Annotated in this window: 14 protein-coding genes and 2 tRNA genes; 8 read left to right on the top strand and 8 right to left on the bottom strand. The window is 40.2% G+C overall.

The window, feature by feature from the left end; translation table 11 throughout:
• Positions 1 to 80: 80 nt before the first annotated feature.
• Positions 81 to 1,604 (bottom strand): slipin family protein, encoded by a 1,524-nt coding sequence (locus F8S12_RS28505; protein WP_196519661.1) that lies wholly within the window; start codon positions 1,602 to 1,604, stop codon positions 81 to 83.
• Positions 1,605 to 2,056: 452 nt separating this feature from the next.
• Here F8S12_RS28505 and F8S12_RS28500 point away from each other — a divergent pair, with 452 nt between their 5' ends.
• The gene (locus F8S12_RS28500; protein ID WP_196519636.1) at positions 2,057 to 2,212 is read left to right on the top strand and encodes a hypothetical protein; all 156 of its coding nucleotides are present in this window, start codon (positions 2,057 to 2,059) and stop codon (positions 2,210 to 2,212) included.
• 24 nt (positions 2,213 to 2,236) lie between these two features.
• Here the strand turns inward: F8S12_RS28500 and F8S12_RS28495 are convergent.
• From F8S12_RS28495 to F8S12_RS28485, 3 genes are all read right to left on the bottom strand, one after another.
• Positions 2,237 to 2,313: transfer RNA gene (locus tag F8S12_RS28495), tRNA-Ile, on the bottom strand.
• Between the two features lies 1 nt (position 2,314).
• Positions 2,315 to 2,390: transfer RNA gene (locus F8S12_RS28490), tRNA-Ile, on the bottom strand.
• A 485-nt stretch (positions 2,391 to 2,875) separates the two neighbouring features.
• Entirely contained in the window at positions 2,876 to 3,454 is a 579-nt protein-coding gene (locus F8S12_RS28485) for a hypothetical protein (RefSeq protein ID WP_196519635.1), read from the bottom strand.
• A 172-nt stretch (positions 3,455 to 3,626) separates the two neighbouring features.
• On the opposite strand from F8S12_RS28485, the gene F8S12_RS42485 reads away from it, so the two are divergent.
• The 3 genes from F8S12_RS42485 to F8S12_RS28470 all read left to right on the top strand — a co-directional run bounded on the left by F8S12_RS42485 (position 3,627) and on the right by F8S12_RS28470 (position 6,438).
• Entirely contained in the window at positions 3,627 to 4,277 is a 651-nt protein-coding gene (locus tag F8S12_RS42485; RefSeq protein ID WP_196519634.1) for a TraX family protein, read from the top strand.
• A gap of 337 nt (positions 4,278 to 4,614) precedes the next feature.
• Positions 4,615 to 5,046 carry an arsenate reductase ArsC gene (locus tag F8S12_RS28475; RefSeq protein WP_196519633.1) on the top strand — a complete coding sequence of 144 codons (432 nt, stop codon included), beginning with the start codon at positions 4,615 to 4,617 and terminating at the stop codon, positions 5,044 to 5,046.
• Positions 5,047 to 5,082: 36 nt separating this feature from the next.
• Complete coding sequence (locus F8S12_RS28470; protein ID WP_230968334.1) at positions 5,083 to 6,438, top strand: sensor histidine kinase; 1,356 nt, start codon at positions 5,083 to 5,085, stop codon at positions 6,436 to 6,438.
• Positions 6,439 to 6,516: 78 nt separating this feature from the next.
• Here F8S12_RS28470 and F8S12_RS28465 read toward each other — a convergent pair whose 3' ends face one another.
• The 3 genes from F8S12_RS28465 to F8S12_RS28455 form a co-directional block, all read right to left on the bottom strand.
• Positions 6,517 to 6,660 carry a hypothetical protein gene (locus F8S12_RS28465; protein WP_196519632.1) on the bottom strand — a complete coding sequence of 48 codons (144 nt, stop codon included), beginning with the start codon at positions 6,658 to 6,660 and terminating at the stop codon, positions 6,517 to 6,519.
• 133 nt (positions 6,661 to 6,793) lie between these two features.
• Positions 6,794 to 7,282 (bottom strand): hypothetical protein, encoded by a 489-nt coding sequence (locus tag F8S12_RS28460; protein WP_196519631.1) that lies wholly within the window; start codon positions 7,280 to 7,282, stop codon positions 6,794 to 6,796.
• A 66-nt stretch (positions 7,283 to 7,348) separates the two neighbouring features.
• Positions 7,349 to 7,537, bottom strand: coding sequence for a hypothetical protein (locus F8S12_RS28455; RefSeq protein WP_196519630.1), 189 nt, complete (start codon positions 7,535 to 7,537; stop codon positions 7,349 to 7,351).
• 677 nt (positions 7,538 to 8,214) lie between these two features.
• Between F8S12_RS28455 and F8S12_RS28450 the strand changes: the two genes are divergently transcribed.
• The 3 genes from F8S12_RS28450 to F8S12_RS28440 all read left to right on the top strand — a co-directional run bounded on the left by F8S12_RS28450 (position 8,215) and on the right by F8S12_RS28440 (position 12,973).
• A complete protein-coding gene (locus F8S12_RS28450) occupies positions 8,215 to 9,174 on the top strand; it encodes an orange carotenoid protein N-terminal domain-containing protein (RefSeq protein ID WP_196519629.1) in 960 nt (319 codons plus the stop codon).
• An 854-nt stretch (positions 9,175 to 10,028) separates the two neighbouring features.
• Positions 10,029 to 10,454, top strand: coding sequence for a hypothetical protein (locus F8S12_RS28445; protein WP_196519628.1), 426 nt, complete (start codon positions 10,029 to 10,031; stop codon positions 10,452 to 10,454).
• 293 nt (positions 10,455 to 10,747) lie between these two features.
• Positions 10,748 to 12,973 (top strand): sensor histidine kinase, encoded by a 2,226-nt coding sequence (locus F8S12_RS28440; protein ID WP_196519627.1) that lies wholly within the window; start codon positions 10,748 to 10,750, stop codon positions 12,971 to 12,973.
• 35 nt (positions 12,974 to 13,008) lie between these two features.
• On the opposite strand, the gene F8S12_RS28435 is transcribed toward F8S12_RS28440, so the two are convergent.
• The gene (locus F8S12_RS28435) at positions 13,009 to 13,638 is read right to left on the bottom strand and encodes a Uma2 family endonuclease (RefSeq protein WP_196519626.1); all 630 of its coding nucleotides are present in this window, start codon (positions 13,636 to 13,638) and stop codon (positions 13,009 to 13,011) included.
• Between the two features lie 404 nt (positions 13,639 to 14,042).
• Here F8S12_RS28435 and F8S12_RS28430 point away from each other — a divergent pair, with 404 nt between their 5' ends.
• On the top strand, positions 14,043 to 14,690 hold the full coding sequence (locus F8S12_RS28430) for a class I SAM-dependent methyltransferase (protein WP_196519625.1): 648 nt from the start codon (positions 14,043 to 14,045) through the stop codon (positions 14,688 to 14,690).
• Positions 14,691 to 14,755: the final 65 nt, after the last annotated feature.

The raw sequence follows: 14,755 nt of genomic DNA, 5'->3' as shown, positions 1-14,755 counted from the left end.
CGCGATCGCAAACCTTTGCTTACAATTCAATTTACCAATAGGCAACCTAACCGAACACTTAAGCTTCAATAACCAAATCGCTACGGATTCATCCGAATCAAGTCTGTCAAAATACTATCCAAACTGCCGTTAACTTGAATCCGATCAATCTTCTCTGCAATGCGCTCTAGCACTTCAAGTTCCTTTAAACGCAATGCGACGGGGTTATCCTCCATCACTTTGGCAGTGTTTAGCATACTGCGAGTAGCAGCAGTTTCTTCTCTACGTCTGACTACGTTTGCTTGAGCGGCTTTTTCTGCCTCGACTACTTTGCTCAAGATAGCCTTAATCTCACCAGGTAAAATAATATCTTTGACACCTACAGAATCTACTTCAATGCCGTAGTCTGCGGCTTTTTGGCGAATGTATTCAGAGATACTTCTATCAATTGCACCTTTATCTTCTAATAAAGCATCTAAACTTCGTTCGCCAACCGCACCACGCAAAGCAAATTGTAATTCTTTGTATAAGAACCCGGAAATATCTGATAACCCGTTTTTTGCCCTCAATGGATCTTGGATGCGGAAGCCAGCCGTCAAATTCAACCGCAGAGGTACTTTATCTTTAGAGAGGATGTCTTGACCGGATACTTCCATATTTTGTAGTCGCAGGTCAATGGTTTCGGTTTGAAAAGAGCGACCAAATAACCACCAAGCGTGTACCCCTGGCGATCGCTGCCCTTGAAACTCTTCATTAATATATAATAGTCCAATATGTTGTGCCGGAACTTGGCAAATATGCAAACAGTTGCGACTGAGCAATTTCACTTCTGTTGACCCTTCAACCAACTCAGCCACCAAGCCAGGCTGTAACTGAGCATCGGCGCTGATATCAATAATTTCCACTTCCACACCCTGCCAAAATAGCTTGCGACTTGTGGGTGGCAAAATAGAAATCACTTTCCCTCGATACCGCACAATTGCAACTTGTGAAGTCAGTAATTGCACTATTTCACAGTAGGCAGCAACAAAGTCAGGATGTTTTTCAATGAGTACATCTTCGAGGGGAAAGTCTGGGTTAGGCACAATCCGGCTGAGAGTTCGGACTGTAACATCCCTATTTATTGACCAAAAAGCATACTCTCCTGGTTCTAGAGGTCGTACAAAATTGTTTTGCAGATATAGTAAACCAATCTCATACTCGGAGATTTGGAACTTTTTTAGTCCATTCAATGTAACTGAGCGCAATTGCTGTACAAAGGAAGTAGGCAATTCCCAGCTTTCTTCCAAGTTGAAAAGATAAGATTCTACCTCAATAAAACCGCGCCAAAAAGCAATCAATTGATTTGGTGCAACGCTTATCCAATTCTGACCACAACGGACTAAAGCAGCTTGGTTGAATGCGGTTCTGATAATTAATAAATATTGTTGCAATTCAGCCTGATGATCTCGCAACAATAGTTCTAGGTTTTCAATCTGAGCTTGTGGCTGTTTGAGGTCATAGGTTTTGACTTGCCAATGCCAACCAAAATAAGTATGTGTACCAGGCTGCAAAATTTTCTTAAAGTCACTGCGATGATATAAGATGGCGATTTCGTTAGGTTTGATATAAAATGTTTTCCACATAGTAATTTGCATAAATAATTTGCCCGATACCTTAGATAAGTTACGCGATGCCTGGGGTGGGCGTAGCGATCGCAACCAGCTAAGAAGATTTGATAAAGACATTTATAACCTTCCTTGAACTCAAATACCACCTGCGATTTAAATTGCCGTCTCACAGCTTAAGTATTGGAGTTTACAACCTTATCAAAAAAGGCTAAAGGATTGGTTTTACCTGCTCGTACTACTATATACTACAAAAGTTTTTTACTCTGCCAGTGCAAATGTTTACAGTTCAGGTGTGGGCAAAAGTTTCTCCAAAGCTGGATTAAGATTGCTGTTACTTTTCCCAGATTGCTCAATGGCAATCTAGAAAAAGAGAACCACGCTCAAATATACCGTTCGGTTGCTAATCTAGAATCCCCGAAGGAAAACTAAATGTAAGAAACGAAGGGACATACTCAAGTTAGGGAGAAATGCAGTTGCGCTTGCTCCTTGACTGTGGCTACCGAACATCACCCTTACGAATAATGACCGACAGCAAAACACTTGCACCGCAGAGTTTGGAAAATGACGGACTCGAACCGTTTGGGGATTTCTCCCGTACCATGTTGTCTACCGTGACAGAGTAGTGTCTTTTGACCCGGACAGGGTTTTGGGTGAAAGTATAGGAATTGAACCTACAACACATCGATTATGAGTCGATCGCTCTAACCAATTGAGCTAACTTCCTTTGGAGTTTGATACAGGAGTCGAACCTGTGACCCATCGATTATAAGTCGATCGCTCTACCATCTGAGCTAATCAAACGATGGTATAGTTTAAAGCACTCGGCGGTATACGCTCATAGCAAAACTTGGCGCACCAGTCAGGTATAAAACCTGAACTATAGCTTTGTAACTTTGTTACTATCCCGCTCCAAATTTAGCATATAGAAATATGTAGGTGTAGCCTGTATTAGCGATGTCTACGACAGTCATTGAACTTTGTAAAAGTGTGGGCTACACCTACACCCCAATTTAATATATGTTTCAATACCTTTGCCAAAATAAGAGCCAACAAAAATTTGGGCAAAAATGGCAAAATGACCCATACATAAGCGTTTAGCTTATAAGGTAGCTTGGAATATCAAACCCTTGATACTACGGACAATACGTTAAAAAACCTTGTGGGAAACCTTGAAGGAATTTTTAGGACTTATTGTTTTTGCCAAGCCTCAGAGAAAAGGGAGTTCAGATATCAACTCACCCTCGTAAATTGGCAAAGGTATTGTGTTTACGATTCATTTTTATGGCTCAATCTGGGAAAGCCAAACCAGTCATTGGATCACGGATATATAACCCTAATGTGAGACTACGCATCGCTTCATCCCAAACGGGTATTAGCGGCTCTGCTTGATCTGCCCAATAATCGAATGTTATCAAGCACTGAACATTTGACCCCAAACCAATGCAAGTCCGCGAAAAAGCTTCGCGTGGTTCTTCCTGAGTGTCAATAAACTTCATCTCTGTCCAGACAATCCTGGCGGTTTGGCGCTTGATAGTAAAAATTTCTCCCCTAGCAATAACGTTGCGACTGTCGTCTTCCATGACTTTCTTCAAAGTGGATTTGAGCGGAAACTGGCTCCAGTCATTGGGTGGCAGGCGATTAAAAGATACTTCTAGGCAGCAATCATCGTCAGGCGGTTTTTTATCGAGGAACTTAAATGATTTTTCTTGTGGTTCAAAAACCCAATCCTGGGGAACATTGAAACGAACAGATCCCCGATCTGCTACAAAAATTTTGTAGCCTGATGGAGATTCCCAGCGATGGTCAGGTTTGAGTTCAAGCGTTTCTTTAATCCACTGGAGATTGCTTTTTTTACGCTTTGCCATAGTGTTTTTGCAAGTTTGCTCAAGAGTGCGTAGGCGTAGCCTGTCGTAGACATTGCCCTCTTTGTTAATGTTATCAAATTGCTAGTATTTTGAATAACTCTTATATTAAAGAAATAAATATATAAGATTTTAGAGATTTTATATCAAGGAATCCAAGGTAAAACTTAGCATTGTGATTAAAATTTCAGCTTTCAACATTAAAATCTTAGCAGCAGTGTTCATGGTTATGGATCATGTCTGCTATTTGTTCATGCCAGACTTTCTAATCTTGCACTTTATTGGGCGATTGAGCTTTCCCCTCTTTGCATGGCTTCTAGCTAAAGGCGAAAAACACACCCAAAATGTGTACCGCTATGGGAGCAGGCTATTAATTACAGCAATTATATCTCAGCCAATCTATAGTTTTGTTTTCCAGAGATTATCATTTAATATTCTCTTCACGCTTTTTCTTGGACTTGTGATGTTGCGCTTAGTAAAGCGTTACCCGCAATTGTGGCAGCAATTAATAATTACTGGATTGTGTGCAGTAGTTTCTGAGAGTTTGGGCTTTGAGTATGGAGGATATGGGATTGGAGTAATTTTATTGATGTCTCTAACAGACAAACTGAAGCCCAGAATATGGTTGCTCTGCTGGTGCATCTTTCACTTAATTTTTCTAATTATACCTACGCATTCTATATTTCAAAATTGGGCAATTTTTGCAGGACTCATTGTTTTTCAATTCAATGGTAAGCAAGGTTCACGAGCTAGATGGTTTTATGTGTTCTACCCGGCTCATTTAATAATTTTAGGTATAATCAATTATTTAATCCAGTCCAGGTAGGATTGAGGATTTGATAAGCGATCAACCACTTCGTTAATGTTATCAAATGGCGGCGTTGCTAAATCAAAGTATGTATAAAATTCAAAAATTTAGTTTCTCAAACTCCTCTTCTCTGTGCATCTGGAACTCAAGTCGGGGAACCCGACGCACTGACTCGGCTATACAAACGTAGACGCTTTGCGGCTTCCCGCAGGGTAGTCTGCGTAGTCTGCGGATTCTGCGAATTTATTAGCTTTTCAATCATTCTGGGTACTCTAGCATTTAGAGGTAACCTCAATTGTCAGGTAACGCTTCTAACTTCACCATATTAATTAACCTAATCTTCTTCAAAAAAACCATGAACCAACCCCGGCTAATCATTCTTTGTACAGGCAATTCTTGCCGCAGCCAAATGGCTGAGGGCTTTTTGCGAGAATTAGCTGACGATTTATTTGATGTCCAAAGTGCAGGCATGAATCCCGCTACAGAGGTACATCCCCTGGCGGTAAAGGTCATGTTGGAAGTAGGTATTGACATTTCTGGCAATACCTGTAAACACATTAATACTTTCTTTGATGAGCTAATCGATATTGTCCTTACTGTCTGCGATCATGCTGATCAGAGTTGCCCTGTTCTGCTTGCTTCAACCAAGCGCCATCACTTCAGTTTTCCAGATCCGGCTGCTGCTGAAGGAACAGAGGATGAAAAACTAGTTGTGTTTCGTGCAATCCGGGACGATATTAGTCGTGTCTTTTTAGCCTATGTTGCAGGAAGGCGCGATGCCCTCTGATCTTCACTCCAAACACCCAGCCTAACCATACTCAGTATGTTTGACTTACCAATGGTCGTAACACAAGCCCTTGCTAATCGCCAGGATTTATTTATGGCGCTGATTGATCGAGCCGGACGGCTTTTGTGGGCTAACCAGACATTTGCTTCTTACAGTAAACTGTCAATTGAGGAATTGCTTGGGCAAAAGTTTTTCCATATCCTATCGCCGAATTCTCAAAATTTGCCTCAACAAACCTATATTCGAGAGCAGCTGATTAAAGGCGAGAGCTTTAAGTTTGAGTTTGCTTATCACCGTGATGATCATTCCACTCAATCATGGCTTTTGATGGATGGGCAGCCAATTAGGAATTCAGAGGTAATTATTAGTCAATACTCTCTTTTGGCAACAGATATCACCTTACGAAAGCAGGCAGAAGTTGATCTCAAAGAAGCAAAAAGTCTGTCAGAGCAAATCAATCAAGAACTGGAAGTGCGTGTTCAAGAACGTACATCTGCACTTATTCAAGAAAAAGAGAAAGCAGAACAGGCACTTAAGCAACTCCAGCAGATGCAAATGCAACTTATTCAAACTGAAAAAATGTCGGCTTTGGGCAATCTTGTGTCTGGGGTAGCTCATGAGATTAATAATCCAGTGGGCTTTTTAGCAGGCAATCTGCAACCAGCAAGAGATTACGTACAAGACTTGTTTAGCTTGATTGACTTATATCAAGATAAATACTCCACTTTTGATCCAGATATTTATGCCAAAATTGAAACAATTGATTTGGAATATTTGCGAGAAGATTTACCAAAGCTGATTAGTTCTATGAAGGAAGGGGTAAATCGCCTCCAAGACATTAGCACTAGTTTGCGTATCTTCTCACGAACTGATAGCGATCGCCCCATTTCTTTTAACATTCACGAAGGTCTAGATAGTACTCTATTGATTCTTAAACACCGCCTGAAAGCCAATGAGATTCGACCGGAAATTGAAGTGGTAAAAGACTATGGAGATTTGCCCTTAATAGAATGTTATGCTGGACAACTGAATCAGGTATTTATGAACTTGTTGGCAAATGCAATCGATGCCTTAGAAGAATCGAATCAAAAGCAGGGATGGAGTTTTGAAGATATTAAAGCCAATCCTAATCAAATCGGAGTTCGTACAAAATTATCTGAAGATCAACAACAGGTTTTGATTCACATTTCTGATAATGGGCCGGGCATGATGCCAGATGTGAAAGAGTGTATTTTTGAGCATTCTTTTACCACTAAAGCAGTGGGCAAAGGAACAGGATTAGGATTAGCGATCGCTCGTCAAATTATTGTTGAGAAACATGGCGGCAATTTGTATTGTTGTTCCGAACCCGGTGAGGGAGCAGAATTTATTATTGAACTTCCAATTGGATAACAAGTCTCAGAGAAGAATATCACAAACTTACAGCTATTTTCAAGTAAATAGACGACGCGGTAGTGTGCGTTGTCGCTGTCAAGACTGGCTGACAAACCCTTGAGGCGTAATAATCGATACAGCGCCGCTATTATGCAATACAGCTTTTCTGCTTGCCCTTTCCAGCATAGCTGCCGGAAGTGCTGTATTGTGATGTCTGCCATTGACATATTCCCGTTTCATGAATAACGGTTTTGGTTTATTGACAATATCATCTTAACAAGAAGACGGAAGATACTCACCGATAGCATAGACTCTGTGAACACTGCCAATCTTAAGACTGATCCACGCCAAGGTTTTTATCAGTTTTTTAAGTTTAAGTTGTTGCTTGTTTAGGTCTACTTGCCTCAGCTTTCCCCAACACTGTTTGCCAGAAGAAACCGTTTTGAAAAGCAAAACATAAGATTAATGTACTAACCTCTAAACTAGAGTTTTGCAAGACGCTAATGAAGACAATTGGAGAAACTAAAGCAGGCTTCAATAAAACCCAAGAATTAATTTTTATAGGTTTACTTTCTTCACGATTCTCTATGGCATCCCAAATGGCTTTTGAACACATTCCTAAAAGCATACAACTAAATTGAAATAAGGTTTGCCAGCCACCTAATTTTTCCCAAGCAGACCTTTCTGGAGTATTCGAGAAACCAAGATTGGGTAGAAAAGAGATTGTCAGAACAGAGTTGAAAATTACAGCGCACAAAACGGTAAGAATGCTAAGAGCAACTATCCTCAACTTCCAATTTTTTAGAAGCGCAAATATCATAATCACTGTAACGAAAACAATGGACAATAAGATAAACAACATATTTTAGCCTTATACCTTTCATGCGAGATATTTTTTATGGACTTTAACAGGGTAGTTAATCTAACTCTAATTACTCATAAATGTTTTTTTAACTAGAAACCAGATTATTAGTCCATCTGAAGCAAGTTGTACCCTGCTCAAGCTTTCCAAAACATCGGCAGCGAGATGTTCTGCAAGATGGATTTTTCCTGCTTGAGCTTTGTCCCGAAGAATCATAATTCGTCGGTGAAGTTCTTTTCTGTCAACGTTAGACATAACTTTGAGGATATCTCTAATCTACATGTAAATATTTTAATCAATTTATTCATGACTTGACTCTAAATGTGACAAAAAAAATTTATTACGTTCTTACGTCAGTTACGTTCGAGTGCAGCACTGTTGTTAAAACTTCTATATAAACATTTTAGATAATCTTTCTGCATAGATATTTGGATTGTAGCAGGGCTATGATCTTTGACGACACTTCATCGGATGCAGCCTGAACCGTTACTGTCATATCATAGTTTGACCCAAACTCGGCAGCAAAAGAATTGAGCTAGAGCCATCCTTTATCCAAACAGCGATGTCTACGACGGGCTGCGCCTACGCAAAAGATTTGTAAGTTGCGTCTCAATTTCACATAGATAGATGCTATATATCTTCCTAAAGGAAGATATATTTTCCAAAAAATTACTTTTCTTAGACTATAGATTTAAAAAACAAATAGTTGACATAGATTTCATTAAATGAAATCTATCAAATAAATATTGTAAATCTTAGTTTTTTGTTAACGTTTAACAGGTATGATGCCAGAGTAGCAAATGATAATGATTCGGACTTAAACATCTAGGGATAGTTGTGTCATCTAGGAAAAATGCCCTAGATTTATCCCCCAAGCTGTAAAATGCAGCCGAAAGCAACTACTGAATAGCTAAATCTTTAAGGTGATAAGCATGAGTTATACTATCGATTCCGCACGCAATATTTTCTCTAACACTCAGATAGCAGATGCTGTTCCAGCCACTACAGCAATGTTTGCTAAACTCAACATTGACGATCAACTAGCATTTCTCTGGTATGCCTATGCTGAATTAGGTCGTACAATTACTCCAGCTGCTCCCGGAAAAGCAAATCTCCAATTAATGGAAGGTATATTCAACGATATTAAGCGGATGTCTCATGAAGAACAAACGCAATTAATGAGAGATTTGGCGAGTAATGCTGATACTCCCATCAGCCGTTCCTATGCATACTTTGGTGTTAATGCCAAGTTGGGATTCTGGTGGCAGTTAGGAGAGTGGATGAAACAGGGTATTGTCGCTCCGATGCCAGCCGGCTATCAAATGTCAAGTGAAATTAAAGCAGTATTAGAAGCAGTTCAGCAAATCGATCAGAGTCAGCAAATTACTGTACTACGCAATACTGTAGTAAATATGGGCTTTGATCCGTCTCTGGCTGATACCCAACAAGGACAAGTCATAAACTTTAAATTCACACGCGCATCCCAAAGCCCCAAATTTACTATTGAGGGAGTCACACAACCAACAGTGCTGCAATACATTGAAGCCATGAATGCAGATGACATTGAAGCTGCTGTTGCTTTATTTGCTAACAATGGTGCGCTGCAACCGCCTTTCCAAAAACCAATTGTTGGTCAAGAGGCGATCACTGCCTACCTACGAGATGAAGGACAAGGGTTAGTGATGAAGCCAACTAAAGGCGTTTCGGAAATCATAGAAGATGGTTATACACAGCATAAAATTACTGGTACTGTCGAAACTCCTTGGTTTGGAGGTAATGTTGGGATGAACATTGCCTGGAGATTTTTACTCGATCCTCAAGGTAAAATTTACTTTGTGGCTATTGATTTACTTGCTTCTCCCAAAGAACTGCTTAACCTAACTCGCAAGTAAAACTTCTTTGCTTTGGATTTGGAGTACCTCCTCTTAATACAAAGGCAATTGTGCTTGTCTAAAATGATGTTTTAAAAGGATTTTTTGCTCTCATAGTTAGCACAGCAAAACATCTCATTACATAGCTAAAACCTTGATTTTGCTTTGTATTTAACTCAGTGCAAAACTGCAAAAATATACCTTTTGGGACTTTTAAAACATCCTCTAAACGCCACGATTCTCATCAAATAAAATCTCAATTAAAGCTCGGTTCTAGATGAACCGAGCTTTAATCAAATGTAGGCAAACTAGTGGAAATTGGCTGTTCACTTAAATCAACTTCAACCACGTTCCCCAATTTTAAAGCTAGAGATTATTAGGTAGGGGCAATTCATGAATTGCCCCTACATATCTTGCTAACAAAATTTTATTTTTTAATTCTTCACAATAATTCTAACTGGTCATTGCGGCGCAGAAATATAGCTCAAATCAAATTTAGTTAGCAAAATGAGCTTTTACTTATTCAAACCCCAGTTTGCTTTCTCATTTTGGTGTTTTCCGCAAGTCAAATAAGCTTTTACTTACTCAAACCCCAGTTTGCTTTCTCATTTTGGTGTTTTCCGCAAGTCAAATAAGCTTTTACTTACTCAAACCCCAGTTTGCTTTCTCATTTTGGTGTTTTCCGCAAGTCAAATAAGCTTTTACTTACTCAAACCCCAGTTTGCTTTCTCATTTAAGTAGTTCGCGCAATCTGCTGTAATTATCCCTATGTATCAAAAACTATTGCAGATTTGCCGGAATTCTCTCAGGCTGATCTATACGTAAGTTTTTTAAGGTAAAGAATATTAACCGTATTAGATTACAAGGTGTATATTATGGCTCGGAGAAAAAGAACTTCCGTAGTGTTGGAAAGAGCAGTGCGTCGTGCGGCTAGCATAAACTCAATTAATCAAAATTTAGATTTAGGCAATGGACTCACTCTACCTACTTTCTCAATCCTGATCGAGACGATGCGAACTAAAGAAAATGCATATAACAGTGCCCTTTCTAGCTTGGATAAGTTGTATCGTGAAATGCTGGAAACGGAGGACGAGTTGGGAGATATGACAGAGCATATGTTAATGGCAGTTGGAGCTCGATATGGCAAAAGCAGTGTAGAGTATGGCATGGCGGGAGGAGTTCCTAAGAACCAGCGTCGGAAGGGACTGCGAGGCGAGTTGCCAACTCCCAGTATTGAGCAACCCTCATTTGTTGTTAGTGTGGAGGGCAATAATGGAAATAAAACAGTAGCGACAAGTTAGGATGTACGCTAGTACTCAAAATTTTGTCATGCCCAAATAATTGTGTAGGCGCAGCCCGTCGTAGACATCGCTGTTTTATCTAACAAAATATTTATCCGTTAGATTGGGGTAATAGTGAGGTTTAGCTTTTGTCAGATGTTGGGGATATTTGATCTAATGGTGCGTTGTCATAAAGCGCAACGCACTCTACAGATGCTTCTTCCTTAACAAAAAAATTAAACAAAGGTGAGTTTGTGAGCATCTTGGGAACTATAGAAGTAAATCAGATTAGCATCAACTTCTAGTTTCCAACAATGAAAACTCACTATCTTAGCAAAGTTAAAGCGTTCCCATTACAGATTGTTCTTGTTGTTCCCTTCGTTATCCAAATTTTTGCAGCAGTCAGTTTGGTGGGTTATTTGTCTTTTAAAAATGGACAAAAAGCAGTTAACGACTTGGCAGAGCAGTTGATGGCTCGCACCAGCGAGGTAGTGGATGAACATTTGAAGTCTTATCTTTCAATTCCGCAAACGCTCAATCAGATCAATGCAGATGCTATCCGCAGGGGAATATTAGATGTGCGCGTAGGCGGAGCCAGCCGTAGGCATCGCGAAACCCTTGGTAAGTATTTCTGGGATCAGATGCAAGCCTACGATCTGACTTATATTGGTATCGGACTAACGACAGGTGAGGGGCTTGGAGCCGCTCGTTATGATGGCAAGACGATCACTATTGATGATTGGACTGATTGGACTGCCAAGCTTCCTAACAACACTACTAACTATGCCACGGATAACCAGGGCAATCGGACTCAAGTTAATAATCGTTTTACTTGGAACAGTCTTAGCGAAGTTTGGTACACCCAACCCATTGCGGCTGGTAAACCCATTTGGGCAAAAATTGTGACTGCAAATCTTCCAACTGGCCCTTACGTCGTCGCCTCTGCTAGTCGTCCCATTTATGATTCGCAAAATCGCTTATTGGGAATGATTGCAACGGACATTCACTTGCTGAAACTCAGCGATTTTTTACGCAGTTTGAATATTAGTCAGTCTGGGCAGGTATTCATTTTAGAGCGGGATGGTGCCTTAATCGCCAGTTCTGGTACAGAGAAGCCCTTTACCTTCGTTAATCAAAAAATTCAGCGATTGCAGGCAATTAACAGTTCTAACCCAATGATTCAGAACATTGCTAAACACCTCCAAACCTCCGGGTTTAGCTCCATCACCCAAGACAGAGATTTTCAGCTTGAGGTGCAAGGAAAACGGTATTTTATCCATGTTGCACCTTGGCGTGACAAGTATGGCTTAGATTGGCTGGTGGTGGTGAGTGTGCCAGAAAACGCATTTATGACGCAAATTAACGCCAACACGCAAACCACGATCGCACTTTGTTTTGGCGCATTGGTTATTGCCTCAGTGATGGGCGTGTTCACCTCTCATTGGATTGCTCGCCAAATTCTGTGCCTGAATTGGGCAAGTGAAGCGATCGCATTTGGCAATTTAGATCAAACAGTAGAAACTGGCAGCATTCGAGAACTTAATACTTTGTCCAACTCTTTCAACTACATGGCAGGACAACTACGTGAATCCTTTGCTGCCTTAGAGAAAAGCAAGGAAGAACTAGAAGACCGAGTAGAAGAGCGCACCACTGAACTTAAAAATGCTTTAGAGGAATTGCAGCGAACTCAATCTCAAGTTATTCAAAGTGAAAAAATGTCTAGTTTGGGACAACTAGTTGCTGGAGTTGCACACGAAATTAATAATCCAGTCAACTTTATTCATGGCAACCTTGTCCATGTGCAGGAATATACCCAGAATTTATTAGCGTTTGTGCAGTTGTATCAAGAGCATGATTCTAAACCTATTCCTGAAATTCAAAATGCTGCCGAGGACATGGATCTGGAGTTTTTGCAGGAAGACTTGCCAAAAATGTTGTCTTCTATGAAAGTGGGTACTGATCGCATTCGCCAAATTGTATTGTCGCTGCGGAACTTCTCCCGGATGGACGAAGCGGAATTCAAAAGCGTCGATATTCATGAGGGGATTGACAGTACGCTGATGATTTTGCAACACCGCTTCAAAGCTAAACCAGAACAACCCGAAATTGAAGTCATCAAAGACTACGGCAATATACCCTTAGTAGAATGCTATGCTGGACAACTCAACCAGGTGTTTATGAATATTTTCGTGAATGCAATTGATGCTTTAGAAGAAAATAATGCCAAGCGTACTTATCAAGAGATCGAGAACAATCCCAGTCGAATAAAGATTCGGACATCGGTAGTTAATTCAACGTCTGTAGAAGTGGCGATCGCTGATAACGGAGTAGGTATTTCTAAAGAATTTCAGCAACGAATATTCGATCCCTTTTTCACCACCAAAGCTATTGGGAAAGGAACTGGAATGGGTATGTCCATAAGCTACCAAATCGTCACAGAAAAACATGGCGGCAAACTGGAGTGTTTCTCAACTTGTGGAGAAGGAACCGAGTTTATCATTCAGGTTCCTATCCATCCAAAGGTTCGTGGAGTAGTTTAAAATAATTACAAATTATTTTAATTATGCCTACCTACTTATCTGTTGCTGGCTAAAAAATTCCTTAGCCACCTAATCGCCTCACTTGTTGTTTGTTGGCTGGCAATTAAAAGACATTGCTGCACAATTTCTGAGATATTAGGGAAGTAACTGCTTTCTCCAAGTATATAAGTAGAACTTTGCAATATATAAACCAATAACTGATTGTTCTTTAACAGCCAAACTTCTGGGACTCGATAAGGCAAGTAATCATTGATATCGGTATAACTAGTTACATCAACTTCAATGACTAAATCAGGTGGAGGGTCATTTTGCCAGTCGATACGATCTTTGCCTTGAACTTGTTGCCAATTTTCAATGTAAAAGCAATAATCAGGTTCAATACCGCTAATATCTGGCAAGCTCATAGTGATGGGTGTAAATGAGTCATATACCCGATTTAAGTGTTCAAGCACAGTTGTTACTACCAATGCCAGTAGACTTACCTTTTTTCCATGTTCTGGTAGCGGTGCCATCAACAGAAGTACTCCTGAGCGATATTTGATCCGAGGAATTGCGCGATCGCCTAATTGGTGACTTAATAGTTGATAATCATGCCAAGAACCCAGCATCCGTACAACTGTACCTGGCGAAAGCTCAATTATCTCTGGTGTAATGACTGTATTCATTTATTGTTTATCAATCAAATCTCGTTTAACGGCTTCGCTTTATCCTATAGTAATCCTTCATAAAGTTGGATTGAATGGCGAATATTGCCGATTAAGCAAAATATTATCTTAATAATCATATTCAAATAATGGCGCAACTGATACCTGTTTCACTGACAGTCTAGAGGTGGAATTGTCAAGTTATATAGCTAATATAGCAATCCTAAATGAGTCGTGAAAAATATAAATAAGGAAACGAACCGCCAAGAACGCCAAGGACACAAAGGGAAGAAAGAAGAAAGAGATATAGAATTTTCACAAATGATTTAGGACTGCTATAGTAAAATACACGAGCTTTGGGAGATAACGCCGCATACAGTTGAAAAGCTAGTTAAAATCAGTAGTCCTAGTTTGTTAAAAAATCTATGCAGATAAATCAGGTGATTGAAACTTACAATCAAGGCGCAGCAGATTATGACGCAATTATGATGCGCTACTGGCACATTGAGCGCGAACCTCTAATTGCTTCCTTGCAGCTTCAGCCAGGACAAACCGTACTCGATGCTGCGGTAGGAACAGGTCTTAATCTTTCAGCCTATCCTGAAGGGGTACATGTCGTCGGTGTTGATCTTTCTCTAAAGATGCTAGATGAAGCACGTAAAAAACGCGTATCCGCAGACATCACCTTGAAGGTATCGGATCTGTACAATCTGGATTTTCCTGATAATAGCTTTGATGCAGCAGCGTCAGGATTTACCCTCTGTGTGATTGATGATCCAGTCCGTGCTGTTAAAGAGATTTTACGAGTTACCAAGCCTGGTGCATTTATTGCCATTCTCGATTATTGCAAATCGCAAGATCCAGAAGTTCAAAAATGGCAAGAGTTAATATCTGATGGAGCTTTACAGCTAGGCTTCCCGACTGGCAAGATCAAGTGGTATGCTTTGATGGATTATGACGAATTGCTTTACAACAGTAAGCTTCCCATTGAAGTACTTGTGGACGATCGCACGGAGAGTCTCAACCCGTTCTCATGTGGTTGTCAATTACTGCTTAAAAACTCAAAAGCTTAAAAGCAATAGGATCGCAGTGGGTGCAATGGGCGAGTGCGGATACTAGGTCTTCGCCAACAGTATCG

Source organism: Nostoc sp. WHI, from assembly GCF_015714725.1.
Classification (GTDB): Bacteria; Cyanobacteriota; Cyanobacteriia; order Cyanobacteriales; family Nostocaceae; genus Nostoc.
This window is presented reverse-complemented; position numbering and strand designations above follow the sequence as displayed.

What these genes read in the sequence shown, in the direction of transcription:
- F8S12_RS28430 (WP_196519625.1), top strand. Translation starts at nt 14,043, where the DNA reads ATGCAGATAAATCAGGTGATTGAAACTTACAATCAAGGCGCAGCAGAT.
- F8S12_RS28485 (WP_196519635.1), bottom strand. Translation starts at nt 3,454, where the DNA reads ATGGCAAAGCGTAAAAAAAGCAATCTCCAGTGGATTAAAGAAACGCTT.
- F8S12_RS28470 (WP_230968334.1), top strand. Translation starts at nt 5,083, where the DNA reads ATGTTTGACTTACCAATGGTCGTAACACAAGCCCTTGCTAATCGCCAG.
- F8S12_RS28500 (WP_196519636.1), top strand. Translation starts at nt 2,057, where the DNA reads ATGCAGTTGCGCTTGCTCCTTGACTGTGGCTACCGAACATCACCCTTA.
- F8S12_RS28475 (WP_196519633.1), top strand. Translation starts at nt 4,615, where the DNA reads ATGAACCAACCCCGGCTAATCATTCTTTGTACAGGCAATTCTTGCCGC.
- F8S12_RS28505 (WP_196519661.1), bottom strand. Translation starts at nt 1,604, where the DNA reads ATGTGGAAAACATTTTATATCAAACCTAACGAAATCGCCATCTTATAT.
- F8S12_RS28435 (WP_196519626.1), bottom strand. Translation starts at nt 13,638, where the DNA reads ATGAATACAGTCATTACACCAGAGATAATTGAGCTTTCGCCAGGTACA.
- F8S12_RS28450 (WP_196519629.1), top strand. Translation starts at nt 8,215, where the DNA reads ATGAGTTATACTATCGATTCCGCACGCAATATTTTCTCTAACACTCAG.
- F8S12_RS28445 (WP_196519628.1), top strand. Translation starts at nt 10,029, where the DNA reads ATGGCTCGGAGAAAAAGAACTTCCGTAGTGTTGGAAAGAGCAGTGCGT.
- F8S12_RS28460 (WP_196519631.1), bottom strand. Translation starts at nt 7,282, where the DNA reads ATGTTGTTTATCTTATTGTCCATTGTTTTCGTTACAGTGATTATGATA.
- F8S12_RS28465 (WP_196519632.1), bottom strand. Translation starts at nt 6,660, where the DNA reads ATGAAACGGGAATATGTCAATGGCAGACATCACAATACAGCACTTCCG.
- F8S12_RS28440 (WP_196519627.1), top strand. Translation starts at nt 10,748, where the DNA reads ATGAAAACTCACTATCTTAGCAAAGTTAAAGCGTTCCCATTACAGATT.
- F8S12_RS28455 (WP_196519630.1), bottom strand. Translation starts at nt 7,537, where the DNA reads ATGTCTAACGTTGACAGAAAAGAACTTCACCGACGAATTATGATTCTT.